Origin of the sequence: Acetivibrio saccincola, assembly GCF_002844395.1 — a bacterium.
GTDB lineage: Bacteria > Bacillota > Clostridia > Acetivibrionales > Acetivibrionaceae > Herbivorax > Herbivorax saccincola.
Map to the genome: position 1 here is coordinate 2,517,084 of NZ_CP025197.1, position 26,789 is coordinate 2,543,872.

Annotated in this window: 19 protein-coding genes, 1 tRNA gene and 1 other annotated feature; of the genes, 4 read left to right on the forward strand and 16 right to left on the reverse strand. The window is 34.9% G+C overall.

Annotated elements, in window-relative coordinates; genetic code table 11:
- Positions 1-19 precede the first annotated feature (19 nt).
- The 5 genes from secA to HVS_RS11325 form a co-directional block, all read right to left on the reverse strand.
- Complete coding sequence (secA, locus tag HVS_RS11305) at positions 20-2,752, reverse strand: preprotein translocase subunit SecA (RefSeq protein WP_101302434.1); 2,733 nt, start codon at positions 2,750-2,752, stop codon at positions 20-22.
- 15 nt (positions 2,753-2,767) lie between these two features.
- Entirely contained in the window at positions 2,768-3,355 is a 588-nt protein-coding gene (locus HVS_RS11310; RefSeq protein WP_101302436.1) for a DUF5317 domain-containing protein, read from the reverse strand.
- 112 nt (positions 3,356-3,467) lie between these two features.
- Entirely contained in the window at positions 3,468-3,854 is a 387-nt protein-coding gene (locus HVS_RS11315) for a hypothetical protein (RefSeq protein WP_101302439.1), read from the reverse strand.
- Between the two features lie 146 nt (positions 3,855-4,000).
- Positions 4,001-4,291, reverse strand: a complete 291-nt coding sequence (locus HVS_RS11320) for a YerC/YecD family TrpR-related protein (protein WP_101302441.1) — start codon at positions 4,289-4,291, stop codon at positions 4,001-4,003.
- Positions 4,292-4,907: 616 nt separating this feature from the next.
- Entirely contained in the window at positions 4,908-6,347 is a 1,440-nt protein-coding gene (locus tag HVS_RS11325) for an ISLre2 family transposase (protein WP_235827484.1), read from the reverse strand.
- Positions 6,348-6,583: 236 nt separating this feature from the next.
- Between HVS_RS11325 and HVS_RS11330 the strand changes: the two genes are divergently transcribed.
- Entirely contained in the window at positions 6,584-7,753 is a 1,170-nt protein-coding gene (locus HVS_RS11330) for a hypothetical protein (RefSeq protein ID WP_101302444.1), read from the forward strand.
- Positions 7,754-8,075: 322 nt separating this feature from the next.
- Positions 8,076-9,383: a CCA tRNA nucleotidyltransferase gene (locus tag HVS_RS11335; RefSeq protein WP_101302447.1), complete on the forward strand. Its 1,308-nt coding sequence runs from the start codon at positions 8,076-8,078 to the stop codon at positions 9,381-9,383.
- Here the strand turns inward: HVS_RS11335 and HVS_RS11340 are convergent.
- From HVS_RS11340 to HVS_RS11350, 3 genes are all read right to left on the reverse strand, one after another.
- Positions 9,367-12,015, reverse strand: a complete 2,649-nt coding sequence (locus HVS_RS11340) for a translation factor GTPase family protein (protein WP_101302453.1) — start codon at positions 12,013-12,015, stop codon at positions 9,367-9,369. The two genes, HVS_RS11335 and HVS_RS11340, sit on opposite strands and share 17 nt — an antisense overlap.
- A 235-nt stretch (positions 12,016-12,250) precedes the next feature.
- Positions 12,251-12,335: transfer RNA gene (locus HVS_RS11345), tRNA-Leu, on the reverse strand.
- A 419-nt stretch (positions 12,336-12,754) separates the two neighbouring features.
- Positions 12,755-14,107, reverse strand: a complete 1,353-nt coding sequence (locus tag HVS_RS11350; protein WP_101302456.1) for a glucose-6-phosphate isomerase — start codon at positions 14,105-14,107, stop codon at positions 12,755-12,757.
- Between the two features lie 297 nt (positions 14,108-14,404).
- Here HVS_RS11350 and HVS_RS11355 point away from each other — a divergent pair, with 297 nt between their 5' ends.
- Positions 14,405-14,641, forward strand: a complete 237-nt coding sequence (locus HVS_RS11355) for an alpha/beta-type small acid-soluble spore protein (RefSeq protein WP_101302459.1) — start codon at positions 14,405-14,407, stop codon at positions 14,639-14,641.
- Between the two features lie 79 nt (positions 14,642-14,720).
- On the opposite strand, the gene pheT is transcribed toward HVS_RS11355, so the two are convergent.
- On the reverse strand, positions 14,721-17,108 hold the full coding sequence (gene pheT, locus HVS_RS11360) for a phenylalanine--tRNA ligase subunit beta (protein WP_101302463.1): 2,388 nt from the start codon (positions 17,106-17,108) through the stop codon (positions 14,721-14,723).
- 47 nt (positions 17,109-17,155) lie between these two features.
- The gene (gene pheS / locus HVS_RS11365) at positions 17,156-18,175 is read right to left on the reverse strand and encodes a phenylalanine--tRNA ligase subunit alpha (protein ID WP_101302465.1); all 1,020 of its coding nucleotides are present in this window, start codon (positions 18,173-18,175) and stop codon (positions 17,156-17,158) included.
- A gap of 108 nt (positions 18,176-18,283) precedes the next feature.
- Positions 18,284-18,518 (reverse strand) — a binding site (T-box leader).
- 236 nt (positions 18,519-18,754) lie between these two features.
- Here pheS and HVS_RS11370 point away from each other — a divergent pair.
- The gene (locus HVS_RS11370; protein WP_101302467.1) at positions 18,755-20,095 is read left to right on the forward strand and encodes a GH1 family beta-glucosidase; all 1,341 of its coding nucleotides are present in this window, start codon (positions 18,755-18,757) and stop codon (positions 20,093-20,095) included.
- Between the two features lie 141 nt (positions 20,096-20,236).
- On the opposite strand, the gene HVS_RS11375 is transcribed toward HVS_RS11370, so the two are convergent.
- The 6 genes from HVS_RS11375 to HVS_RS11405 form a co-directional block, all read right to left on the reverse strand.
- Positions 20,237-20,431, reverse strand: a complete 195-nt coding sequence (locus HVS_RS11375; protein ID WP_101302469.1) for a DUF6897 domain-containing protein — start codon at positions 20,429-20,431, stop codon at positions 20,237-20,239.
- A 129-nt stretch (positions 20,432-20,560) separates the two neighbouring features.
- Entirely contained in the window at positions 20,561-20,872 is a 312-nt protein-coding gene (locus tag HVS_RS11380; RefSeq protein ID WP_101302472.1) for a YbjQ family protein, read from the reverse strand.
- Positions 20,853-21,071: a hypothetical protein gene (locus tag HVS_RS11385; protein WP_101302474.1), complete on the reverse strand. Its 219-nt coding sequence runs from the start codon at positions 21,069-21,071 to the stop codon at positions 20,853-20,855. The genes HVS_RS11380 and HVS_RS11385 overlap by 20 nt, the downstream gene beginning before the upstream one ends.
- A gap of 161 nt (positions 21,072-21,232) precedes the next feature.
- Positions 21,233-23,527 carry a single-stranded-DNA-specific exonuclease RecJ gene (gene recJ / locus HVS_RS16710; RefSeq protein ID WP_169926544.1) on the reverse strand — a complete coding sequence of 765 codons (2,295 nt, stop codon included), beginning with the start codon at positions 23,525-23,527 and terminating at the stop codon, positions 21,233-21,235.
- Between the two features lie 3 nt (positions 23,528-23,530).
- The gene (locus HVS_RS11400; protein ID WP_101302476.1) at positions 23,531-24,361 is read right to left on the reverse strand and encodes a PD-(D/E)XK nuclease family protein; all 831 of its coding nucleotides are present in this window, start codon (positions 24,359-24,361) and stop codon (positions 23,531-23,533) included.
- A complete protein-coding gene (locus tag HVS_RS11405; RefSeq protein WP_101302478.1) occupies positions 24,358-26,661 on the reverse strand; it encodes an ATP-dependent helicase in 2,304 nt (767 codons plus the stop codon). Before HVS_RS11405 ends, HVS_RS11400 begins: the two co-directional genes overlap by 4 nt.
- Positions 26,662-26,789: the final 128 nt, after the last annotated feature.

Genomic DNA, 26,789 nt, shown 5'->3' on the forward strand with positions numbered 1-26,789 from the left:
CTCATGTAAAGCCCTCTTACTAGTTCATTCCGCAGCACTTTTTGTACTTTTTGCCGCTTCCACAAGGACAGTTTTCATTCCTTCCTACTTTTTTACTGCTTCTTACAACCGGCTGCCTTCCCTGATCTCCATGGGATGCAGATATTGGCTGGGCAACCCTTTGACGTTCCGGCACACGGTTTTTATCAACCCGGGTATTTAAAATAACTTTCACGGCATCTTCCTGGATGTTTCTTACCATCTCTTCAAACATTTCATATCCTTCAAATTTGTACTCAATTACAGGGTCCTTTTGACCAAATGCCCTAAGCCTGATACCCTGCTGCAACTGGTCCATTGCATCTATGTGATCCATCCATTTTTGGTCAACAACCTTTAATAGAATTACCCTTTCCAGTTCCCTCATAAGCTCAGAACCAATTTCTTTTTCTTTTTCCTCATATTTTTCAACCATTATTTTAATTATTTTTTCTTTAAGGCTTTCCTGGGTCATATTCTCCAGTTCTTCTTTGCTAAATTCAAGGGCACCTTCATAAAGGTAAGGTTTTTCTGCATACGTCCTTAATCCCTGCCAATCCCAGGAATCAGGGTATGGGCTTTCGCTGCAGTACAGTGTAACCATTCTATCGGCAATTTCTTTCATCATTTTAATAAAATTGTCTTTAATATTTTTGCCGTCTAAAACTTCTCTTCTCTGGGCATAAATAACTTCCCTTTGCTTGTTCATAACATCGTCATATTGAAGTACATTTTTTCTAATTGAGAAGTTCTTCCCTTCCACTCTCTTTTGAGCATTTTCAATGGCATTAGTAAGCATTTTGTTTTCAATGGCCTGATCCTCTTCAAGCCCAAGGGTATCAACAACCTTAGTTAACCTGTCTGAGCCAAAAAGCCTCATTAAGTCATCTTCTAAGGAAATATAAAATCTTGACATCCCAGGGTCACCCTGACGTCCTGCACGTCCCCTCAGCTGGTTATCTATACGTCTTGACTCATGCCTTTCTGTACCAATTATATAAAGCCCGCCGGCTTCTATCACCTTTTCACGTTCAGCACTTGTTACTTTTTTGAAATCATCGTATAATTTTCTAAAAACTTTCCTTGCTTCAAGTATTTCTTCATCATTAGTGTCGTTAAATCCGGTGGCCTCATTAATTAAATTGTCGCCATAGCCCATTTTTTTCATTTCCTGCTTTGCCATATATTCCGGATTACCACCAAGAACAATGTCAGTACCACGCCCCGCCATGTTGGTGGCAATTGTAACTGCTCCTAATTTACCTGCCTGTGCAATTATGGCAGCCTCTTTTTCATGGTATTTTGCATTCAAAACTTGATGGGGTATTCCTCTTCTTTTAAGCATGAGGCTTAAAATTTCTGACTTTTCAATGGATATTGTACCAATTAGTACAGGCTGACCTCTTTTATGGCATTCAACTACATCATCTATAACTGCATTAAACTTACCTCTCTCAGTTTTATAAACACAGTCAGGCATATCTACCCTGGCAACCGGAAGGTTTGTCGGAATAACTATTACATCTAGGTTATAAATGCTTCTAAATTCCTGCTCTTCTGTCTGTGCTGTTCCCGTCATACCTGCCAGCTTTTTATACATTCTAAAATAGTTCTGGAATGTAATGGTAGCAAGTGTTTTGCTCTCTCTTTCCACCTTCACCCCTTCTTTTGCCTCAATTGCCTGGTGAAGTCCATTGCTGTAGCGCCTTCCATACATCAAACGCCCGGTAAATTCATCAACAATAATTACCTGACCATCCTTTACAACATAGTCCCTGTCCCTGTGCATAAGCCCGTGTGCCCTTAAGGCTTGGTTTACGTGATGGGATATAGCCATGTTGTCAGGGTCAGATAAATTTTCCACTCCAAAAAACTCTTCTGCTTTTTTTATTCCATCATTTGTAAGTGTAGCTGTGTTAGCCTTTTCATCCACAATATAATCTGCTTCAATATCATCCATATGCTGTTTATCATCTGTTTCTTTAAATACCTTTGCTTTAAGCCTTCTTACAAAGGTATCCGCCATAGTGTAGAGTTCTGTAGATTTATCCCCTGCACCTGATATAATAAGGGGGGTTCTTGCCTCATCCACTAAAATACTGTCAACCTCGTCAACTATTGCATAGTTTAGCTCCCTTTGAACCATATCTTCTTTGTGAATCACCATATTATCCCTTAGGTAGTCAAATCCAAACTCATTATTTGTCCCATAAGTTATATCACATGCATAAGCCTTTCTTCTTGTTGCATTGTCAAGACCGTGAATAATAAGTCCCACACTAAGTCCTAAAAAATTGTATACCTTTCCCATCCACTCACTGTCACGCTTTGCAAGATAATCGTTTACAGTAACCACATGAACGCCTTTTCCTTCAAGAGCATTGAGATAAACCGGAAGGGTTGCAACCAATGTTTTACCCTCTCCTGTTTTCATCTCTGCAATTCTTCCCTGGTGAAGAACAATGCCGCCTATCAATTGAACTTTAAAATGCCTCATTCCCAATACCCTTTTTGAAGCTTCCCTTACCACCGCAAAAGCTTCCGGCAAAATATCATCTAATGTTTCGCCTTCTTTAAGTCTCTTTTTAAAATGAGGAGTCATTGCTTTTAGCTCATCATCACTCATAGCCTGCATTTTTTCCTCTAAACTTTCTATTTTTTCAACAATAGGCATTATTCTTTTTAGCTCTCTATCACTATAACTTCCTATAATTTTTTCAATTATCTTTAACATACCAAAACCTCCAAATTAAATTTTTACCTCTTCATGTTTTTTATATGAACCGCTAACCATTCCAAATACAAATATAAAAAGACCCGCCGCTACAATATAATCACCGATGCTAAGCACATACGCCCCTTTACCTAAAAACCCGGGTAAATAAAATATATCTGCCAAAAAATTCAGCTTTGTTGCTTCACTCATAACAACATGTTTATTATCTGCACCGCTTTTTATTAATTCTATAAATTCCGGCATATCCACCTTTACCAATTTTTCCAAAGATACCGGCATTCTTCCCCCATTTACCATCATAACCAATGCATTCAGCGAAGCGCCCAATGCTATTATCCATAAGCCCAAATGCTTTCTGTTATACCACAAGGCAACAAACAGCAGTACAAAAACTACCCCCTGGGTCAGCCAGCTGTATTTTACAAGAAAAGAAACCCCTTTCATTGAAAAAATCCTTGTAATGGTCTGTATTCCAAAGGCAAGAAATGCCAGCCACACTTTTTCCAGCCTAATATATGATATATCTAACTTTTTTCTTTTAAAAGTCCCAAAAAGCACCCCAAGGATAATTGCCAAAAGTATGACTAGCAAATACAGCATATTTCCACCTCACTTCTTTGTAAAAAGGGCATAGCATTTTCGTAGGTTGTGCCGCAAAATCAAATAAATGGTACGGCATTTTAGAAAAATATCAATGTTTTTACATTATTGTTTACATTGCTGGAGGGGATAAATCAGATGAATTCAGCACTATTTTTTTGCCTTTTTTAAAGGATAAAGGCCAATAGGAAATTTCAGAATTGAAATTTGTATATATATTTTGGTACAATGTATAATTAAAGTATAACCAAAATACATTAAAATTAAATTTATTATAATTATTTTTTACCTTTGTAATATGTGAACTGTCATAAACTGTACTAAATGACGATTCATCATTTTTTTCCTTACCTAAACATGTATCTTTTTTTTCAGACACTGCAACAAGCCCTGTATTTGAGTATAAATAAGGACCAAATAAATATTCTGTTAAATTTACCGTTCCATCTGAAGTCAATGCTGATAAAATCAACAAACTGACAAATATTCTGCTTAACATTAATATCTTCCCTACTTTAACTAAGACTTTCCCCTAAAGTTTTAAAAAATATTACAAAAATTATCGTTATATTGAAATATTATTACTGTAATGATATCTTATTTTCAAAATTTAATCAATATACAAAATACTAAAATAAAAGGACTTTATTCTTTATCCAATCTGTCTAAAATGAGTTTATATCCATCGGCACCATAAATCAAGGCCTTGTTCACCCTGCTTATTGTCGCTGTACTTGCTCCGGTTTTTTCACTTATATCGCTATATGTCTTCCCTTCCCTTAGCATTTTTGCGACTTCAAGCCTCTGTGCCATTGCCTTTATCTCGGATATAGTGCAAATATCTTCAAAAAAGCTATAACATTCATCTATGTTTTTAAGGAGTAATATTGCTTCAAACAGCCTGTCAGTCATTTCATCTTTTATTTTCTTATTCATTGCCCGGCTTACGCTCCTACTTCCTCATAAGTTTACACAATGTTTTCTCTTCCTTCTGAAATTACAATAACAGCTTTTTTATAAAAGGTCAAGAGTTTAGCCGCCCCCCGATAGCGTCAATTTATTGTAGGAAAAAGAAAAGTAGATGGCATCCCATTTTTTATTTGTGCAACTATTTCAAATAACGGTCTCTTAGTAACGAAAGTGTTTTACATCATTTTGAGCCTTATTTTCTTTTATAATTCCTCTAACTTATTGTCTATTATACCATATAACTCTTTCTTTCTATAAAGAATTCATTTTACTCAATACTTGTGACAAATTAGTACGTTTTGTTATCTATGTTCCTTCACATTTTAACGCTACTTTTAAAAGAAAAAAGTATTTCTATTGTACCATTTTCCATTTTGTCAAGGCTAAAACAAGCGGGCAAAGCCCGGCCTTGACAAGTAGTAGGGCTCCGCGGGTCATGGTACTAAAGTTTTGCTTTTTTCTTTTCTTTTTCTTTTTTTATGTTTTTTCTTTTTCTTTGTCTTTTTTTAGATATGTATAATTCCTATTGGATAGGCTTACTTGTAAACTTTCCCGTAATTTTTGCTTTATTATTACCTCATCCCTATCCGCATATACCTATAATACGCCTTAATTCTTTATATAAACCAGTTTTACACCCCTTATGAATAACAGTTAAATTACTATTCCATACACTCTCATACCTGTTTGATGACTTCTTTAATTCCTTAATTAATTTTTCCTGAATTTCTTGCCTACTAGATGCTAACTTTTTTTGTTTTTGTGCCATAACTATGTCATATACCTTACCGCCATTCTTCTTGTATATTATTAGCTTTGACATCTTTTCTACTCCTTTTCTCGACCAGCCTTTAGGTCTTGAACTTAAACGGGATGAAAATACATGACTCACATGACCTTCAGCACTACAACCCACTATTCCTCTGTTTGACCTTATTTCTATACCATCCCAATTATTTAAAATATATCGCTTTGCATTTTTTATAGCCTTTATTTTATTTTCATTATCGCCTGTCTTTTCAATTATCTTTTTAAAAACCTTTGTTAGCATTTTTTTATCAGATAAATTCAAAGCCTCCTGTAAATCTTGGCTTATTGCTTCATCATTTAAATGTGTGGTCGCAACTCTTACGTATTTTTGAAGATGGTATCTATCAAGTACAAATTTACTCTTTGAAAGACAGTTAACTCCTTGCCTTATCCATGACGCCCCATCTCCTGATATATACACCGTCTCTAAAAAATCAACGTCATATTGTTTATATATGTATTCCGATACTTCAAGCCACAAATCTTCTGAATTCTTATACACTCCCCCAAAATATCGAACATTCTTTAATACTTTTCTCTTCTTATTACTTTTTTCAAAGTCAATTCCCTCATGCACATATACAAGTTTTGGCATAATTGTATTTCTCTTGCCCTTCTCATTCTGTCTCAATATACTTTTTTGTTGTAATGCTACATGGTCCTCATCGGCCTCAACATACAATATTTTTACTTCTCTCTTTTTATCTACTTTTATTTCAGGCTCAACTATTTCAATATTATGTATTTTATTCATCACTGCTTGTTTGCTGATTTCATCAATATATGTCGCCTTTTCTCCTGCCTTTCTGTAGCTGCTGTCAGCTGCTTCATCTATTGCATTAATTACAACATCGGCACTTACTCTGTCATGTGGTTCTACACCTACAATCCTGTCGACTAGGTGTTGTCTATTACCATTTTCCTTATGCTTAAAATATGTCCTGTTATAACTTAGTGTTCCAAATGTCGTTAAAATAGCTGTTTTATCTTTTCTTATAATTTCCCAATACTGTTTCCTTATTTCACAGTTACGGAAATATTCATCCATATCTTCAAGCACTTCTTTAAGTATATCGCGTCCAAGTTTAAATAAATCTTCTTTTAGACCAAGAACAAGATCAGCTAAGTCTTTTCCTTCTTCAATAAAATTTTTTATCTTTTTTTCAATTCTTTTTACCCCAAATTCATTAAAATGTTGTATACTATTATACATAGAAGATGTCATCCTTTCTATTTATTATTTTTGGTTAATTAATATCTTAACAGGATGTCATCTTCTTTTCAATTATATATGGTATTTTATGTCTCATTCCCTACAATAACTTTACGCTAACCCGCCCCCCTTACATACTCTTGGGTATTTTTTACACAATACTTGGTAAAATATATAATATATCCGGAAAACTATGCCGAAGATTTTACTACCATATCAGTTCACAGGAGGTAGCTATGAAATTACTCAAAATTTTCTCAATACTAATTGCTGCTTTAGTTTCCATTGCCACACTTACAACCCTTTGGACGCATAACGGAAATAAAACAACACCTGTACCAGGGCTTTCTACTCCAACTCCCGGTTTAGCTTATACTTCTACTCCAACCGAAACTTTTAGCAATACTTCAACTTATAATCCCGGTCCAACTTCTAACTATACTCTAACTTCAACCTGTACTCCAACTTCTAATCTAACTTCAACTTCTACCGCTAATCTAACATCCAATCCCACTCCAACCTCTGACCTCCCATCTCTAATTGTAATGTTAGAAGACGAAAAAACATTAAGTATGTATTCAAAATTACCCGATGGTAAAATTCTTCTTACAAGTTTTACCGAAAAAGATTGGGGTACTTGGAATATAAACGGATGGTACGTAATAACCGACAACAAAATCCCTTCAAACCGGTACTATTCTTTAGCTAATGGGACTTCTGACTGGGAATATGTTTTTAGGGTATCTAAAAACCCTTCCGGCAAATATTATTTTTCCGGCGGAAACCACGAAAACGAAATATTAAATAGTTTAAAATTTTATGATGCTGATAAAGAAACTGAACTGTTTTTAAAAAAAGAAGAAAAACACCATTTATCATGTTTGAAAATAGTGGAAGAAACATACCTTACCATTAATAATTCACCATCTGAGATATATGCCAAAGTTGTAAGAAGTTATTTGTTTTCACCTTCAAAAATAACTTTAGACACAACTTTTGATTTTATTTCGGATATTTACATGGGGACATCCTATATATGTATGCTGCCAACAAATAAGCTGTATGGAAAACACATAAAATTTATGGATTCCCAAAACGTATACTCCACTCCCGAATTTGGAAGTACTCTTACAACTGATGAATTTGAAAATTTCATTGGAAAGGAAAAGTCAATGTCAGTTAAAATATGGGGGGACTCTAATCCATCATACAGTTTCCTGGTAGGAATTAAAGACGAAAAATCCGTTGACTACTTTAACAATGACTTAAAAGTGTTTTTTTGGGACTTAAATAAACAAGGCAATAAATTGTACTTTTCAAAATACAGCAATGACAATTTTACCCTTGTAAAAAAAGGTACAAGATGGGAAAACTCAGTATTTTGGGAGCTTATAGTAGAGAAGTAAAGTTTTTTAGTAAGTGGTCTGTTGCTTTTATTATAAATTTTTGTCGAATTTTAAGAAGTTTTAACGGAGTGTTACATAATATAATATTTTGTTGTATTATTAGTAATAGCAATTCTTAAAAAGTTACTCCCCTAAATCCCGTGGCATTCTCCCGTCTCTTCTTGGAATGCACGGGACATTTTTTTAACAATCTATTTCCATATTATCCCTTGTCATTGATTTTATTATTGATAATTTTGATAATAGTAAAAATATGCATTATAATTATTTATAATTCAAATAATTTAAATAAGAAATATTTTAAAAGAAAAGGAAAGTTGCTATGCAGGAAAAAAAACCTCTAACTTTACACAATGATATTCTACACATAATTGATGTACTAAACAGCAATAATTATGAAGCATATTTGGTCGGCGGATGCATCAGGGATTCTTTAATGGGAAGAAAACCTGCAGATTGGGATATTAGCACCAATGCAAAACCATCAGACATAAAAAAACTGTTTCCAAAAACAATTGATACCGGTTTAAAACATGGAACAGTTACTGTGGTGTTGAACAAAAAAAATTATGAAATAACCACATACAGAAAAGAACAAAGCATAAAAGGCGATTTATCGGTGCGTGATTTTACAATTAATGCAATAGCTTATCACCCAAAAGAGGGATTTATTGACCCTTTTTCAGGTATTGAAGATATAAAAAATTCAACAATACGCTCTGTTGGAAAAGCAAAAGAACGTTTTTTAGAAGACCCTTTAAGGATGCTGAGAGCCGTCCGTTTTTCTGCAACTTTAAAATTTGAAATTGATGAAAGCACTATAAATGAAATCAAAGAAAACTGCCATCTTATAAGCCAGGTAAGTTTTGAAAGAATCAGGGACGAGGTATCAAAAATACTGTGCTCTGACAATCCTTTTCATATGATAATACTAAAAGATACAGGAATTTTAAAATATATAATGCCGGAGTTTGAAATATGTTTTGAAACTTCCCAAAACCACCCTTATCATTTATACAATGTGGCAATTCATTCTCTGCACACCGTCTCAAATGTCGAAAATAAAAAACATTTAAGATGGACAATGCTGCTTCACGACACTGGAAAAGCTGTAACCAAAACCACCGATTCCAAGGGAATTGACCACTTTTACAACCATGGTAAAAAAAGCGTTTCCATTGCAAAAAAAGTCCTTGAACGGTTTAAATTTGACAACAAAACAATATACAAAGTATTAACCCTTATAAAACACCACGACAGGGTAATTGCACCTACCCACAAATCTGTAAAAAAGGCTATGAATATTGTTGGTGAAGATATTTTTTTAGACCTTTTAAAAGTACAGGAAGCAGACAGAAAGGGTCAGAATCTCAAGTATTCAAAAGAGGGAATTGAAAAGTTAAATAAAATTAAAGAAATTTATTTTGATATAATTAAAAATAAGCAGTGTTTTAAATTAAAGGACTTGGCTATAAACGGCAATGATTTAATCAGCCTTGGCTTTAAAGAGGGAAAAGAAATAGGCAATATTTTACATGCTCTATTGGACATTGTTATTGAAAATCCTTTGTTAAATGAAAAAGAAAAGCTTTTAGAAATTGCCCTTAAAAATTTTACCCCTCCCCTTTGACCATATCCTCCATTTGTTTCTTTGCTTTTTTAGATAGTGAATCCATTAGATAATTCCGGTCTATACCCTTCTTTTCTTCGTACTCCTCCTGCATTCTTTTATTAGCTTGTATAATCTCGGCTTTAAGCTCTTTTGCAGAAAGTAAAGCACACCCTTCACCCTGCACAATAATTTGCTGCAAACTATCTGATGTGGCAACTGTTATATCATATTTTTTCTTGTTGTCATGGGCAAATTTTTCTATATACTCGTCTGCTGTTTGTGCCTCCCTGGTGTATACCACCCGGATGTTGTAATAATCCATTACCTCTTCACGATGCCCTTCAACACGGTATGCATCAAACACTACAATAATTTCACACCTTCTAATCCACTGATAATTACTAAGTAAGTCCAGTAATTTAGTTTTTGCCCCATCCATGTTTTCATCTGCAAGCTCTTTTAACTCCTGCCATGCAAATATAATATTGTATCCATCCACTAAGAGGTACTCATCCTTTTTCTCTTCCTTTTTACCCACATAATTGGATGTTTTATAATAACTATAGGTAGGTGCTTTTCTTTTTTTCCACCCGGACTTTTTTCCCTGGTTGGCGTAAAAGGTTTTATTTATAATTTTGTCAATTTCCTCTAAACTAATTGTTTTTTCTTCTGAATAATTCGTTTTTTTGCTTTCATCTGTTTCTGTTTCTAAATTTGTTTCTTTTTTAAGATAGCTTTCTAAATGCATATGTTCTTTTACCCTGTACCACTCTACAAAAAAACCTGCTCCCTGCTGACAAAATATAGAACCTGTTGGGTTTTCAGCATCTTTTTCAGAATCATATCCTATGGATTGTATTACCTCTTCCTGATTGTGGCATATATCGTATCCTTTCAGGCTGCAAAATAGCCTGCCTAGCCCCTTTGTATAAGCAAGTACTTCTTTTTGATAATTTCTCATTGTGCTAACAGGGGCACTGCCCACAAGAACTGTCATACTACCATTTGACCGGGATATTTCAAAGGTGCCGTTCATTCTTTCAATATCAGTCATGGCCCTTCCTACCATTTTTTCAGGAAGTTCCAGATAAAAATCATAATACGGCTCAAGTAGAATACTCTCTGCTTCCTTTAATCCCTGGCGTACTGCCCGGTAGGTGGCTTCCCTGAAATCGCCGCCTTCTGTGTGTTTATTGTGGGCTTTACCTGAAACCAAAGTTATTTTCATATCTGTAATTGGCGAACCTGTCAAAACACCTTTATGCTCCTTTTCTTTTAAATGAGTTAAAGCAAGTCTTTGCCAGTTTTTAGATAACATATCTTCACTGCATTTTGTATCAAATTTTAAACCGCTTCCCCTTTCTCCGGGCTCTAATAACAGGTGAACTTCTGCATAATGCCTCAGGGGTTCAAAATGCCCCACACCTTCAACGGTATTTAAAATGGTCTCTTTATAGAGAATCTTTCCGTCACCAAAGGCTACATCAACATCAAAGCGTTCTTTTATAAGGCTTTGCAAAATTTCAATCTGCACTTCCCCCATAACCTTTGCCTGGATTTCCTGCAAATGTTCATCCCAGACAATTTGAATCTCCGGCTGTTCTTCTTCAATTTCACGAAGCTTTGGTAGTATTGCCCTTGGGTCACAGCCATTTGGAAGTATAATCTGATACCGCAGTACAGGTTCTAATACAGGGAAAGTTGAAGCCTCCTCTATCCCAAGTCCCTCTCCCGGTCTTGCCTTAGTAAGTCCTGTTACTGCAATTACATCTCCTGCTTCTACCTCATTTACCGCCTCAAATTTTTCTCCTGAATAAATGCGGATTTGATTTACTTTTTCTTCCCATACACCATTTGTTAAAACATCCCTGACTTTAAGCTTCCCCCCTGTAAGTTTCATGTGAGTAAGACGGTTGCCCTGCCCGTCCCTTGTTATTTTAAATATTTTAGCTCCAAATTCATGGGGGTAATTAGGAATAATGGAATATTTTATAATGCCTTTTGTAAATTCTTCAATACCTTCTAATTTTAAAGCTGATCCAAAAAAGCAGGGAAACACTTTTCTTTTTGCCACTGCTTTACTTATGAGGCTGTTTTCAATCTTTCCATCCTCTAAATAAGCTTCCATAGTTTTTTCATCACACATAGCCAATTGTTCATAAAACTCCCCTGTACCAGCCTTTCCAAAATCAATACATCCGTCATCTAACTGTTCTTTTATTTCTTTAATTAATTTGTCTTTGTCTACATCCTCCCTGTCCATTTTATTTATAAATAAAAAAACAGGGATATTATATATATTAAGAAGCCTCCACAATGTCTTGGTATGTCCTTGAACCCCGTCTGCAGCACTTATCACTAAAATAGCATAGTCCAATACTTGAAGGGTTCTTTCCATTTCTCCCGAAAAATCCACATGTCCCGGGGTGTCCAATAAAAAAATCTGCCTGTCATCTATTTCAAATACAGCCTGTTTGGAGAAAATAGTAATACCTCTCGCTCTTTCTAGTTCATAGTTATCTAAAAAGGCGTCTTTATTGTCTACCCTTCCTATTTTTCTTATTTTCCCACTTAAATAAAGCAGGCTTTCTGATAATGTAGTTTTACCTGCATCCACATGCGCTAATATACCAATTACTAACTTTTTCATATTCCAACTCAATTCCCTAAATATAATTTGATAATAAATTGTGTGAAAAATTACCGTTATTTCGGTCCTTTAAGGTCAACCTTATCATCCTTTATTATACACTCTTATTCGAATTAGTCCAATATTCATAATTTATCTCAAAGGTGTTTTTACTATTTCAAACCGGCTATCTTGAGTTGATTTCTTCTACAAAATACAAAAAAGGGCTTAAGAAATTTCAGTTTCTTAAACCCTTTGGTGCGGATGAAGGGAGTCGAACCCCCACGCCGTGAGACACTAGATCCTAAGTCTAGCGCGTCTGCCAGTTCCGCCACATCCGCATATGAATTTTAACAACAAAAATAATTATACTCGGCTTCTTACTATTTGTCAATAGGTAAAAGATAAATTTTTTAATAAATTTTTTATTATTTTATATACCCTAAGATTGCTACTACCCCTAATATCAAAATGGTTGAAATATAGAAAAAATATTTTAAAAATTTTTTTAGAAAAGTTGATTCTCTTTTTTTATAACCTCTTATGGAATAAGTCACTGGAACTAAATCACAATCATCATTAAAATTAAAAAACATAAATAAACACCCCCTATAAAATATCATACACTCTTGTACATCCAAAATCTAGAGGATATTGTTGGTAAAGGTAATTGATGTTATGAATAGTTAAACTTTGCTATATAAAAATATCAGGTAAGAAATTTTTCCTACCTGATATGAATTTAAAAAATATCATTTTCTTATTCTTTTAACCTCTCTTCAAGCTTTTCTCTTTCTTCTTCATATCCTGGTTTTCCAAGGAGGGCAAACATGTTTTTCTTGTATGCTTCAACACCTGGCTGGTCAAAAGGATTTACACCTAAAATATAGCCGCTGATACCGCAGGCCTTTTCAAAAAAGTAAACCAAGCTTCCAAAGTAATACTCACTAAGTTCCGGTACAGTAATCAGAAGGTTAGGAACACCCCCGTCATTGTGAGCAAGCATTGTTCCCTCTAATGCTTTTTTGTTCACATAGTCAACATCTTTACCTGCAATAAAGTTAAGTCCGTCAAGATTTTCCTTGTCTTCTTTTATTACAATGTTCTTTCTTGGTTTTTCCACCTTTATAACAGTTTCAAATATATTTCTCAAACCGTCCTGTACATATTGTCCCATTGAGTGAAGATCTGTTGTAAAATCAACACCTGCCGGGAAAATACCCTTTTGATCTTTTCCTTCACTTTCCCCGTAAAGCTGCTTCCACCATTCGGTAAAATAATGTAATGACGGTTCATAATTTACCATTATTTCAATGGTTTTGTTTTTTCTATATAATGCATTTCTCACAGCTGCATATTTGTAACAGTCATTTTCTTCTAAGTTAGGATTATTATATAGTTTGCAAGCATCAGCTGCTCCTTCCATTATTTTATCAATATCCGCACCTGATACGGCAATAGGGAGTAAACCTACAGCTGTCAAAACAGAAAATCTTCCTCCTACATCATCAGGTACTACAAAAGTCTCATAGCCCTCTTCATCAGCTAACTTTTTCAATGCACCTTTTTCTTTGTCAGTGGTAGCATATATTCTCTTTCTGGCTCCATCTTTTCCATATTTATTTTCCATATACTCCCTAAAAATTCTAAAGGCTATTGCCGGCTCTGTTGTAGTTCCGGACTTTGATATAACATTTACCGATATATCTTTTCCTTCAATAACTTCTAATAAGTCTGCAATATATGTAGAACTAATATTATTTCCTACAAAATAAATTTGAGGCGCATTTCTTTTTTCTTTTGGCAGTTGGTTGTAGAATGTGTGTGAAAGCATATCTATGGCTGCCTTAGCCCCTAAATATGATCCTCCGATTCCTATAACAACCAATACATCTGAATCGGATTTTATTTTTTGGGCTGCTGCCTTTATTCTTGCAAATTCTTCTTTGTCATAGTTTAAAGGAAGGTCTAACCATCCTAAAAAATCATTGCCTGCTCCTGTCTTGTTGTGAAGCATTTCATGGCATGTCTTAACAATGTCTTTAAAATATGTTATTTCACTTTCTTTAACAAACTCCCCTGCTTTTGAATAGTCAAATTTTATTTTTTCCATACAACAAAACCTCCATATATTTTCTATAACCTTATTTTGTAATATAATTAAAATTAAATTTGTTTTTATTTTAACAAAACATGCCTTTAAGTGCAATAGAATTCTTATTAGATGAATGAATGATAAAGTTTTTAATTGTATAAAATTCACTCTCAATTAGTGATACGTCAAAAAAATAGATTTTTGCAAGACTTAGATAAAATTAGCGCATATTTCTATGTGTTTTATTTTGTTTTTTGCTAAAAATAATGTTGAAACACAAAATAAAACATTTTATTAAAAAGGTTGGTGAAAGATATGGCTAGAAGAAATACGCCATTAGTACCTGAAAGCAGAGATGCTCTTACTAAATTTAAAATGCAGTGCGCTGAAGAAATAGGACGTTTAGAATTTGTAAAAGAAAATAATGACCACTATAAAGGAGACCTGCCATCAAGGGTTAATGGTGAACAAGGCGGTCCTATAGGCGGTCAGATGGTTAAAAGAATGATTGAAATGGCTGAAAAACAATTGGCTGGACAGCAAATGCAATAAATAGAGGAGGTTTTTAGCCTCCTCCTTTATAAATACAACTTATTAATAATATTTTTTGAAAAATTTGTAATTCTAAAGTTTATCTTAGTTCTGCATTAATGTTCTTTTTCAGTCCGTCAAGAATCTTTTTCATTGTTTTATTTACATCTTCATCGGTAAGGGTTCTGTCCGCTGCCCTGAATGTCAGGGAATAAGCAACGCTTTTCATACCTTCCGGTACCTGTTCACCTTTGTAAACATCAAAAAGTTCAATGCTTTCTAAAATTTTGCCACCCCTTTGTTTTAAGATATCCTCTATCTCTTTTACTAAAACTTCGTCTTTTACAAGCATTGAAATATCCCTTGTCACCGCCGGGTATTTAGGAAGCGGTTTGTATTCAGGCTTTAAAAATGCATTTTCAACAAGCTTATCAATTTCAATAACACCTATATATGTTCTTTGGGGACATTCAAATTCCTCTACTACATCAGGGTGAATTTCCCCTATTGTACCTGCATACTCACCATTTATTTTTACAACTGCAGCCCTTCCAGGATGAAATACAGGGTTTTCTTTTTCCGGTGCAAAATCATATTGTGTTATACCAAGGACTGAAAATAGTTCTTCTACAACACCTTTAAGGGTATAAAAATCTGCTTCCCCGTACATTCCAAGTGTCAATACAGGCTTCTCTTCAGGAAGCTCTTCAACCGGCTGTCCCTTTGGAATGTATACAAAGGATTTTTCAAAAAATGCCCCTTCTTCCACCCTTCTATTGTAATTAGTGCTAATCACTTGAAGCATTTCCGGAATGGTTGTTGTCCTCATAATGCTAAAATCTTCCCCAAGAGGATTTTGAATTACAATGGTGTTGCGAAGCTGACTTTCTTCCGGCAGTTTAAGCTTATTAAACACCTTAGGACTTGTAAAAGAGTATGTGTATATTTCAAATAACCCGCATGAAATCATTGTATCTATAATGATATCTTCTACCTTTTGTTTAAAAGTTTTCTTCCCTAATGTGGAGGATTTGCCGGATAAAAGGGTAGGCTCTATGTTGTTGTAACCATAAAATCTGGCCACTTCCTCAGCTAAATCAGCTTCCCTTTCCACATCCTGCCTGAAGCTTGGCACCTTTACAGTCAAATTCTCTTCATCAACTTCAAATTCCAATGATTTAAGTATTTTTATCATTTCCTCTGTTGGAATATTTGTGCCTAAAAGTTTATTTATGTTTTCAGGGCTAAATTTAAGTACTCTCTCCTTTTGCTTTTTCTCATAGCAGTCAATTATGCCTTTACACACAACACCTGCATTAAGCTCTTCCACTAGCTGGGCAGCCCTGTTAATAGCCAATAATGTATTTTGAACATCCAAACCCTTTTCAAATCTTGCTGATGCTTCTGTTCTAAGTCCAAGTTTTTTTGCAGTGGTTCTCACTGATGAACCTTCAAAATTAGCAGACTCAAATAAAATTGTCCTGGTATCTTCCCGGATTTCTGAATTTTCTGCACCCATAACCCCTGCCACTGCCACAGCTTTATTTTCATCTGCAATTACCAGCATGGAGGAATCAAGTTTTCTCTCTACATCATCTAAAGTTGTTATTTCTTCACCGTCCCTAGCCCTTCTTACAATAATCTTTTGTCCTTCTAAATAGCTAAGGTCAAAAGCATGCATAGGCTGACCATATTCCAACATAACATAGTTTGTGATATCAACAATATTGTTGATAGGTCTTACCCCTGCTGCTTTAAGCCTGTCTCTCATCCATTTAGGGGAAGGCTCAATTTTTACATCCTTTACTATCCTTGCTATATACCTTGGACAAAGATCAGGGTCCTTTATTTCCACTGTAGCATATTTATTTGCCTCATCTCCCTTTTCTTCAAGCTTTATTTCAGGCTTTCTAAACTCCTTGCCAAGAGTCGCAGCCGCCTCCCTTGCAAGACCAATGATGCTCATGCAATCAGGTCTGTTGGATGTTATTTCAAACTCCAAAATGGTATCATTTAATCCTAAAACCTCTTTTATATCAGTTCCTAGGGGGTAATCCTGTTTTATAATATAAATGCCGTTCTCAGGAGCATCCGGATAATCTTCCTTTGTAAATCCCAACTCCTCTATGGAACACATCATACCTTCTGATACCACTCCCCTCAGCTTCCCCTTGGAAATCTTTATTCCTCCTGATAAAGTTGCACCACTTAGGGCAACCGGTATAAGGTCCTGTTCTTTTACGTTGTCTGCCCCTGTCACAACTTGAATAACCTCATTTCCTACATCCACTTTACAAACCTGGAGCTTATCTGCATCAGGGTGCTTTTCTATTGATAAAATTTTACCAACTACAACCTTGTTGATTTCTTCTCCCTGTACCTCAATTCCTTCAACTTTAGAGCCGGACATAGTCATTTTATTTGCAAATTCTCTAGTTTCTATATCTATATCAACATAATCTTTAAGCCAACTTATTGGTGCTTTCATACCATATTACTCCTTTCAAAATCTATTTTTCCTTATCAAAATCTATTTTAGAATTGCTTTAAAAATCTTATATCATTTTCATATAATAGCCTTAAATCATCAATATTAAATCTTCCCATAGCTGTCCTTTCAACCCCGAGCCCAAAGGCAAAACCACTGTAAACAGCAGGATCTATGCCGCATATTTCTAAAACTTTTGGATGTACCATTCCTGCACCTAAAATTTCAATCCAGCCTTCATCTTTACACACCCTGCATCCCTTTCCACCGCAAGTCCAGCATGAAACATCAACCTCTGCACTAGGTTCAGTGAAAGGAAAGTGGTGAGGTCTTAACCTTATATCTGTTTTCTCACCAAATATGCTTTTTGCAAATACCTTTAATGTTCCAATTAAATCCCCCATTGTAACACCTTTATCCACCACAAGACCTTCTATCTGATGAAATATCGGGGAATGGGTTGCATCCACTGCATCAGAGCGGTAAACCCTTCCAGGGCAAATTATCTTAATGGGAGGTTTTTTGTTTTCCATAACCCTTATCTGAACAGGTGAAGTTTGAGTCCTCAAAAGTATATCCCCATTTATATAAAATGTGTCCTGAACATCCCTTGCAGGATGATTTTCAGGAATATTTAACGCTTCAAAATTATAGTAATCCCTTTCAATTTCAGGACCTTCCGCAATTTCATAGCCCATTCCAACAAAAACCTCAGTAATTTCATCTATAACATTGGTAAGAGGGTGTTTTCTGCCTAAATTTTTTCTTTTACCAGGCATGGTTACATCTATAACTTCCTTCTGAAGTTTTAATTCCCTCTCTTTGTTTGCAAGTTCTTTTTTAACCTCAGCAATCCTGTTTTCTAAAAAATTCCTTATTTCATTTGCCAACTGACCTATTACAGGTCTTTCTTCAGGCGCAAGGGATCCCATACCTCTTAGCACAGAAGTAAGTTCTCCCTTTTTTCCTAAGTATTTAACTCTTACATTTTCCAAATCCGGTATGGTTTTAATATTTGCAATTTCCGCTTCTGCTTTGCTTCTAATGCCGTTTAGCTGCTCTTTCATGCTTTTACTCCTCCTTATAATTTAGATATTAAACATCAAGAAATTAAAATTTTGTATATGAAAAAATATCATATTTTTAAAGTAAGCATATAAAAAACCTTCCTTCCCACATGGGACGAAAGGTTATTTCGCGGTACCACCCAACTTTTTATACATCAAAAGATGTATAAACACTCATTGCAGGTAACGGTTGCAACCGGTATATCCCTACTTATCATCAATGTTCAGGATACGGCTCCAGAGTGAACTTCAACAGCCGGCATGTTGAAAATACTTTCAGCCCATGGTACTTTCTCTCTTTAAACAGCTAAAAGCTGCCTACTCTCTCTATCATTGCCTTTTTTTATTTATAGTTTTCATAAATTATAGCACAAATAATCCTTGCATACAAGAGGTCTATTTCTAAGCTACGTAAATGCTTCGTGATATAATTTATACAGATATTTTAATTATATGTATAAATTCTTCCGATAATTATTTTAGTACTACCCCCTTGTTTTTAACTTATCCCTTAAATATAATGTGGAATAAGGCAATTTTATATAAACTTTTTTAAATATATTGTAAGGATGTGAAAATATGCCTGGAATTGTATTTCCAAAAGATTTTATATGGGGCTGTGCTACTGCATCTTATCAAATTGAAGGTGCCTTTGACGAGGACGGAAAAGGCGAATCCATATGGGACCGTTTCTCCCATACACCAGGAAAAATTCTAAACGGCGATAACGGTGATGTTGCCTGCGACCACTACCACCGTTATAAAGAAGATATTGCTTTAATGAAAGAGATTGGAATCCAATCCTATAGATATTCTATTTCCTGGCCCAGGATTTTTCCTGAGGGAAAGGGTCAGTATAATGAAAAAGGATTGGACTTTTATAAAAGGCTTACTTATGAGCTGTTGAAAAACGGTATTAAGCCTTCTGTAACCCTTTATCACTGGGATTTGCCTCAAAAACTCCAAGATATTGGTGGGTGGGCCAACAGGGATGTAACTGATTATTTTGTTGAGTACGCCGGTCTTTTATTTGAAAAATTAGGAGATGTTGTTCCCTATTGGATTACTCAAAACGAACCATGGATAGTGGCATTTTTAGGTCACATGATGGGTGTTCACGCCCCCGGAATTAAAGATTTAAAAACCGCTTTGGAGGTATTTCACAATATTCTGCTTTCACACGGTAAAGCCGTTGGCGCATACAGGCAGCTTAACCTTCCGGGTAAAATCGGTATAGCACCAAACTTTTCAACAAAATATCCTGCATCAGATAAAAAAGAAGATATAGAGGCTTGTGAATTAGCGGACGGGGTTTTGAATAAATGGTTTATATATCCTGTATTTAAAGGCACGTATCCGGAGGATGTGGTTAAGTTTTATAGAGACAGGGGAGCTCATTTTGATTTTCCTCCAGAAGACATGAAAATAATTGGTGCAGATATAGACTTTTTGGCAATAAATTATTACACATCAGAATTTGTAAAGCACCACCCCGTTAATGGTTTTGTAGAAATAAATAATGAGCTTTCCCAGTTTGAAAAAACCGAAATGGGTTGGATTATATATCCAAAAGGCTTGTATGACCTTCTTTTACGCCTTGATAATGACTGCAACAAAATAGATATAATTATAAGTGAAAACGGTGCAGCCTTTGACGACAAAATAGATGAAAACGGCAATATTAACGATGTTAAAAGGATGAATTACATTAAAGAACACTTAATACAAGCGCATAAAGCCATTGAAGAAGGAGTAAATTTAAAAGGCTATTACTTATGGTCTTTAATGGATAATTTTGAATGGAGTTTTGGTTATTCTAAAAAATTCGGTATTATACATGTGAACCGTGAAAACCTTAAAAGAACAATAAAAAATAGCGGCTATTTATATAGGGACATTATAAAAAATAACGGCTTATAATAAAATAAACGGCTTATAATAAAATAATTTTTATAATCAGCCGTACAAAAATATCAAAAAGGATAAAACTTTCTTATAACAACAGGTGGGGCAAAGTCTCCACCTTAATTAATTCTCTGTTTTATTATAAAGAGGCTTATTTTAATCAAGAAGTCTAAAACTGTAAATTTTGCCCACATTGATGTATTCAAGTTTCCTGTTCTTTTTTATCTCTACCCATCCACCCTTACAATCACTTATTACTCCCCTTGTACCCAGCCTTAAAATTTTTGACCAAAGGGAAAGATACAAAACAACTCTTCTTCCAACATATTGTTTTAAATAATTATTATTCATAATACAAACGACCGCCCTTCATACTTACTTAAAAAATAATAAAATAAAAATCAAATACAATATTAGCAGCAGTCAGAGATGTACTTTGAAAATGTTGGTTTTAAAATACTAAATTGTCATAGCTTTATATTATTTGAATTTAACAGCAGTGCCGTATACTAGAATTTCCGCTGCTCCCTGCATTATACCACATGTAGAATACCTTATATTGATAACTGCATCTGCTCCTAATTTTTCTGCCTCCTCCACCATTCTCTTTGTTGCTAGCGCCCTTGCATGCTCAATCATTTCAACGTAAGTCTTTAACTCACCTCCTACTAAATTTTTAAGCCCGCTCATAATATCTTTTCCAACATGCCTTGTCTGAACTGTAGAACCTTTAACAATACTTAAAACTTCAAACTCTTTTCCGGGAATATAATCAGTATTTACTAAGATCATCTTTATCTTCCTCCTTTATTTCAGCTATTCTTTCAACTAACACCCTAATAATAAAAATTATGAGAACAAAGGTTACTATACCTGTAACAACCCTTATTTCCACCGGAAAAATGTCGTTAACAATTACTGGTAAACTAAATGATAAAACCAATGCAATTAAGGATAAAGTTATTATCAGAGTAATAATAATATTTTTCATTTTTTTAACCTCTTTATTTAATTATGTCCTTTGCCTCCTACGCTAAATTCTAGAAAGTATTGCTAAAAACATTTCTTTAAGATAATTATATCATGTATTTATAGTAGAGTTAATAGTTAATTTATATTGTTATAAAACGTTGTAAAAAATGTTTATAAATATTATTTTAAGTATTCTTTAAATTTTTCTTTATCCATTTTTAATATAAATTCTTTGTATGCATTCTTTTCCATAAGGGCGTTTTTCAGGCTTTTTTCTAGAAAAGCAATATTTGTTTTTCTCTCTTTCCCACTGCCTTGAAATATAAATACTTTGCTGTGGTCTTCACTTAATATATAATTTATAAAACCCTTTGCCTTAAGATATTTAAGGCTGGCTTTTATAATACCCTCCTCCACACAAAGTTTCTGGGAAAAAACCTCAATGTATTCCCTGCCACCCTTGTTTTTAATAGTATATTTTATTACTCCTAAAAAATTCATTAAAAATCCTTTAAACAAATAATCCGGCGAAAGGGTAAAATTGATAATTATATTTTCCGGGTCGGCTAAAGCTATAACTTCCCTGAATACTGCCGTGTTTGCCGGGGGTGAAATAAAAACAATATCTTTTTTGGGCTTTATATTAAACCTGTTTACTGTATCGTCTATAGGGCAGCGGGATTTTAGACCTTCATAAAAAATTTGTGCATCTTTATACTTTAGTAAAAGGGTATTTATGGCTGTCTTTCTCTCATCTATAATATTTCCTTCAAAAAGTATCTTTTTTACACTTAAATTTTCAACCATATGGCCTATTGTAAGCTGAATGCTGTTATTTCCTCTATAGGTATTTGTCCCCACTTTATAAGTAATGTCAAAAACCTTTCCCTCTAAAGACTCCTCATCTCCAAACCACTTAACCGCCGGTATTCTTATTTTGTTTTCATCTTCTAAAACCATAATATGATGATTTTTTTCAGTCTTTCTGTCACTTACAACCCTTATATTTGAAGAATAAAACTCAGGAAACCTAAAGCCTTCCCCATAAGGACCTGCACTTTGAATCCTTGTAATAAAATCATCTGATATTTCATTAAAGGAAAGCTCCATATCCACATTTGCTATTATTGTATCCTTTATAAAGTATCTTTTTTCTGCCGCTGTTTCAATTTCCCTTACAAAATCCTCAAGGTTTTCTTTCTTTAATGAAAGACCTGCTGCCTGGGAGTGTCCGCCAAATTTTAAAAGCTTCCCGCTGCACTCTTTTATAAGCTCATATATATTTATTTCTTCTATTGACCTGGCTGAACCCACCACTGTACTTCCGTCATCTTTAATTGAAAGCAGTATTGCAGGTTTTTTATACAGCTGACAAATTCTCCCTGCTGCTATTCCGATTATTCCATGATGCCAGAACTCCCCATAAAGCACCAAAACCGTCTTGTTCTTTTTCTGTGTTTCCACCATTTCTATTGCTTCATCAATTATTTTCTGCTGGATTCTTTTTCTTTCACTATTTAAAACATCAATTTTTTCTGCCATTTCTCTTGCCAAATCCTGCTCCTTACACAAAAGCAGCTCAACAGGCAATTTGGCGGTATCCATTCTTCCTGCTGCATTTATTCTTGGTGCAATTTGAAATGCAATATCCTCTTCATTGTCTATACTGCCGTTTTTGCCGGCTATTTTAAAAAGCTCACTAAGACCTGCCCTTTTTGTATTAATCAAAGCCGGCAGCGACTTTTTTAAAAGGTATCTGTTTTCACCGTTAAGACTTACCACATCTGCAATAAGTGACAGTGCCAAAAGGTCTAAAAATCCATCCCCGATATATTCTTCTCCCTTTTCTTTTAAAACAGCCAAGCACAAAAAATATGCCATGGCACAGCCTGAAATATTTCTTGCCCTGTGTCCTTCTTCTAAAAGTTTGGGATTTAATATAACATATGCATCGGGAGTTTCATCAGGAATACTGTGGTGGTCAGTTAGTATAACATCCATTTTAAGCTCTTTTGCCAAACTTATCTCATTTACATTGGAAATACCGCAGTCACAGGTTATTATAAGGGATACCCCTTTTTCATAAAGGCTTCTTACAACTTCCTCATTCATTCCGTACCCTTCGGTAAACCTGTCCGGGACATGGTAAATTACCGAATCTGTGTAGTTTCTAAGACATTCCACAAGGGTAACGGTACTTGTAACACCGTCCACATCATAGTCCCCGTAAATACAAATCAGTTCTTTGGAATCTATCGCCTTTAAAATCCTTCTTACCGCCTTTTCCATGCCCGGAAACTCATCCGGCAGGGTAGGCTTATAGTATTCATCATTTAGCATTATTTTAACGGTATCAGGATCTTTATATCCTCTGTTATAAAATATCCTTGCAATAAGCTCATCTCCCCCGCAGGCTTCTATAAGCTCTATGGGAATTTTGACCCTTTCATTTAATATATTTATCTTAACATCCACTTTTTAAATCAACTCCTCAATATCATCCCACGCTAGCTCATCTAAAAAGTCTTCATGCTCTTCCATCTTCTTATAATCAATTTTTTCATTATTACAAAACCAATTAAATTCACAGTATGTACAGCTTTTTTTGTATAAAGTTTTATCAAAATTTGAGTAATCGTACTCTAATATTCTTTGAATTTTGTCCTTTAGCTGTCTTTCAAAGTCTAAGTGCATTTTATCGCTGTAGTTTATTTCTGCCAGCATTTTTTTTGGCTCAGGCTGCCAGTAGTACATACTTATATTTTCCCATGGTATTTCTTTTTGTGTCAAAAGCTTTATTCCCTCTTTTAAAACATAGAGATAAACCACCGTCTGAAGACTTCTTTCAAGCCTTATTCTCTGAAAGTTCTCGTCTCTTTTAGTATTCTCCCTATCTTTAACACGTGTTTTCCAGTCCCATATTTCAACATTGTCCCCGTCTATAATAATCAAATCATAATTTGCCTCAAGCCTTAAAATTCCTTTGGACATTCTGAGTTTATACTCCGGAAGATACCTTTTTTTCTCATCCTTTTTAAAGTTTCTCATAAGAGAAGTAATCCAGCTATCCAGTTCCTCATATCCTTCCACGTCCTCTGTAATCCCCGGGTCTATACCTTGAAAATACCTGTATGCCATAAGATGAAAGTTGTTTCCCATTTCAAGCCTTTTTCTGATTTCTTCTCCTAAATAATTGTCCCATTTTAAATTTTCCAAATACCTTTTTTTAAACTTCAAAGGACATTTTTCAAATGTTGTAAGGGAGTGCTGGGTAAATAAAAAATAGTCTGCAAACCTTAAATCCTTCATCTTTTACCCTCCACCTCCTCTATGTATTTTTTAAGTTCTAATATATAATTTGAGGGAAGCACTTCATTTCTCTTTCCCACATTATATTGGTGTGATGACAAAAACAAATACTTCTTTGCCCGGGTAATTCCCACATATAAAAGCCTTGCCCTTTCTGAAATTGTCTCAATTTTTGATTTTAATGCCCGGTCTTTTCCGTCCCCTTTTTTTAAAACTCTTTCCATTTCTGATTTTAGTATAGCCTGGGGGTTTTTAAACTCATCCTTTAAAAACCAATATTCTCCTACAAATTTATCCTCTAATGTTACAGGGAATTCCCAGTTATTAATGCCGGTTAAAAACACTATATCCCACTCAAGACCCTTTGATTTATGATAAGTTGCCAGGGTAACCTGTCCCGGCTTTGGTTCATAGCCTTTTAATTCCCATACCACCCCTGCAAAAAAGTTAAACCTGTTTTTAGGATTTAAAAGTTCCAATGCAAGGTCGCTAAGCTTCCAGCGGGGATCCTGGTTCATAAGATATCTCACATCCCCTGCAACCTTCTGGGCTATTGCCCTCTCCTCTCTTCCAAATTTTAGTTTTTCAGATATAAATAAAATAAGTTTTTCCACAATGGTGCCGGGAAATTCTAAAAGTTCCCTTATTGTTTCCATATTCTCTGTAAAATCCGCCCATATATCACTTTTTAAAAGCTCCTTTGGTATTTCCGAAATTTCAATCTCCCCTGCCATCGGGTAGAGAAGTTTTTCCACAGGGTATCTTTTTAAAAAATTCTTAAGAATTTTCTTTTGGTCTGCTTTTTTACTTCCATCAACGTTTTTTTCTTCTTCCAACTCTTCTTTTTCTTTTGTTTCCCCTGTCACTCCGGCCTCCCCTAGGTCTTCAATGCTTCCAATATCCTCATCATAGGAGTCAGGCAGAAAACACTCATCCAGCATATTAAAAAGCTTTTCACCGCTTTCAGGCATGGCAATAAAATCTATAACCCGCCCAAGTTTTCTGATGGCCTCATTTTTTTCACTTGATGTATTTTCAAGGTGCTCATAAGGTATTTTTCTGTCATCTAACATATCTAAAATTATTTTCATTCTCCAGGTACTGGGCACTAAAATTGCAATGGTTTTATCCGGATGTTTTTTTTGCATATAAGAAGCCCTGTTTACAACAGCCCCGGCCTCTTCTTCCCATGAATCAAATATGGCAGCTTTTATTCCGTATTCGTCTGTTTTAGGATTTGGCATATCATCATTTTCATCAACTGGTTCTATGTACTGGGGAAGAAGACTTTCCCGGCAGTCTGAAACAGGATGGCTTTCTCTTACATACCTTACAAAATAGTTTGCCAAATCAATTATATCCTTTGTATTTCTGCTGGACTGGGTAATTCTATACACAGTTGTGGAAGGGTCTTCACAAAAGCTTTTAAAAAGGGTGAAATCACTGTTGCTAAAGGTACTGCATATAGCCTGATTACTGTCCCCTACCCTTAGAAGATTGCCATTTGCTATCATTTTTAATATTTCACTTTGAATGTAATTAGAATCCTGAGCTTCATCTTCACATACAAAAGAATATGTTCTTTGGTATTTTTCTAAAAGATGCCTGTCTTCCATAAGCATTTTTTTTGCATTATAAAGCATATCATCAAAATCTAAATACCCGCCTATTTTAAGCTTTCTGTCATATATTTCATATATCCGGCATGCCCAGTTCAGTATAGAGTCTTTTGGAATGTTTTTGCATAATTTCCTTGCATCCCTTGAAGTTATCCCCCGTACTTTAAAATTGCTTATGGCAGAAAGCATAATATTGCAGAGTCTGTCGTGCCAATTTTTATAAATTTCCTGTCCTTTTCCTGCAGATATACCATCTATGTCTAAATACAATTTAAATTCCCTGTCATTATGCCTTTTCCATTCATCAATGGCACTTGAAATCAAATGTATTTTTTCAACACCGTCTATTACTTCAAACTCCTCATTGGTAATGACAAGGTCAGGTTTTTCTTTTATTATCTGAAGGCAAAGGCCGTGTATTGTGGATACAAAATAATCCTTTGTCCCTAAAATTCCTCTTTTTTGAAGTTCTGCCGCAATTCTTTGCTTAAAATTATTAACGGCACTGTTCATATATGTAACAATAAGTATCTTTCCCGGTCTGTGTAAGCCCTTACTTATCATCTCAACCGCCCACTGGGTAAGGGAATATGTTTTCCCCCCTCCGGGGATGGCAGGTATTGCACAATATCCGCCCCGGTACTGCTCCACCAGCTCTTTTTGACCTTTTCTAAGTCCCATAGTCCCCCTCCAAAGCCCTGTTTTAAAATACATGCATCCGTCTGTATACATTATAACATGAAAATAACATGAGGTATTTTGCAACATTCATAAAACTTTTTTAAAAAAATTGACAATTTATTAATATA

Excerpts from the sequence above, each read along its gene's own strand:
- secA (WP_101302434.1), bottom strand. The coding sequence starts at position 2,752 with ATGTTAAAGATAATTGAAAAAATTATAGGAAGTTATAGTGATAGAGAG.
- HVS_RS11310 (WP_101302436.1), bottom strand. The coding sequence starts at position 3,355 with ATGCTGTATTTGCTAGTCATACTTTTGGCAATTATCCTTGGGGTGCTT.
- HVS_RS11315 (WP_101302439.1), bottom strand. The coding sequence starts at position 3,854 with ATGTTAAGCAGAATATTTGTCAGTTTGTTGATTTTATCAGCATTGACT.
- HVS_RS11320 (WP_101302441.1), bottom strand. The coding sequence starts at position 4,291 with ATGAATAAGAAAATAAAAGATGAAATGACTGACAGGCTGTTTGAAGCA.
- HVS_RS11325 (WP_235827484.1), bottom strand. The coding sequence starts at position 6,347 with ATGTATAATAGTATACAACATTTTAATGAATTTGGGGTAAAAAGAATT.
- HVS_RS11330 (WP_101302444.1), top strand. The coding sequence starts at position 6,584 with ATGAAATTACTCAAAATTTTCTCAATACTAATTGCTGCTTTAGTTTCC.
- HVS_RS11335 (WP_101302447.1), top strand. The coding sequence starts at position 8,076 with ATGCAGGAAAAAAAACCTCTAACTTTACACAATGATATTCTACACATA.
- HVS_RS11340 (WP_101302453.1), bottom strand. The coding sequence starts at position 12,015 with ATGAAAAAGTTAGTAATTGGTATATTAGCGCATGTGGATGCAGGTAAA.
- HVS_RS11350 (WP_101302456.1), bottom strand. The coding sequence starts at position 14,107 with ATGGAAAAAATAAAATTTGACTATTCAAAAGCAGGGGAGTTTGTTAAA.
- HVS_RS11355 (WP_101302459.1), top strand. The coding sequence starts at position 14,405 with ATGGCTAGAAGAAATACGCCATTAGTACCTGAAAGCAGAGATGCTCTT.
- pheT (WP_101302463.1), bottom strand. The coding sequence starts at position 17,108 with ATGAAAGCACCAATAAGTTGGCTTAAAGATTATGTTGATATAGATATA.
- pheS (WP_101302465.1), bottom strand. The coding sequence starts at position 18,175 with ATGAAAGAGCAGCTAAACGGCATTAGAAGCAAAGCAGAAGCGGAAATT.
- HVS_RS11370 (WP_101302467.1), top strand. The coding sequence starts at position 18,755 with ATGCCTGGAATTGTATTTCCAAAAGATTTTATATGGGGCTGTGCTACT.
- HVS_RS11375 (WP_101302469.1), bottom strand. The coding sequence starts at position 20,431 with ATGAATAATAATTATTTAAAACAATATGTTGGAAGAAGAGTTGTTTTG.
- HVS_RS11380 (WP_101302472.1), bottom strand. The coding sequence starts at position 20,872 with ATGATCTTAGTAAATACTGATTATATTCCCGGAAAAGAGTTTGAAGTT.
- HVS_RS11385 (WP_101302474.1), bottom strand. The coding sequence starts at position 21,071 with ATGAAAAATATTATTATTACTCTGATAATAACTTTATCCTTAATTGCA.
- HVS_RS11400 (WP_101302476.1), bottom strand. The coding sequence starts at position 24,361 with ATGAAGGATTTAAGGTTTGCAGACTATTTTTTATTTACCCAGCACTCC.
- HVS_RS11405 (WP_101302478.1), bottom strand. The coding sequence starts at position 26,661 with ATGGGACTTAGAAAAGGTCAAAAAGAGCTGGTGGAGCAGTACCGGGGC.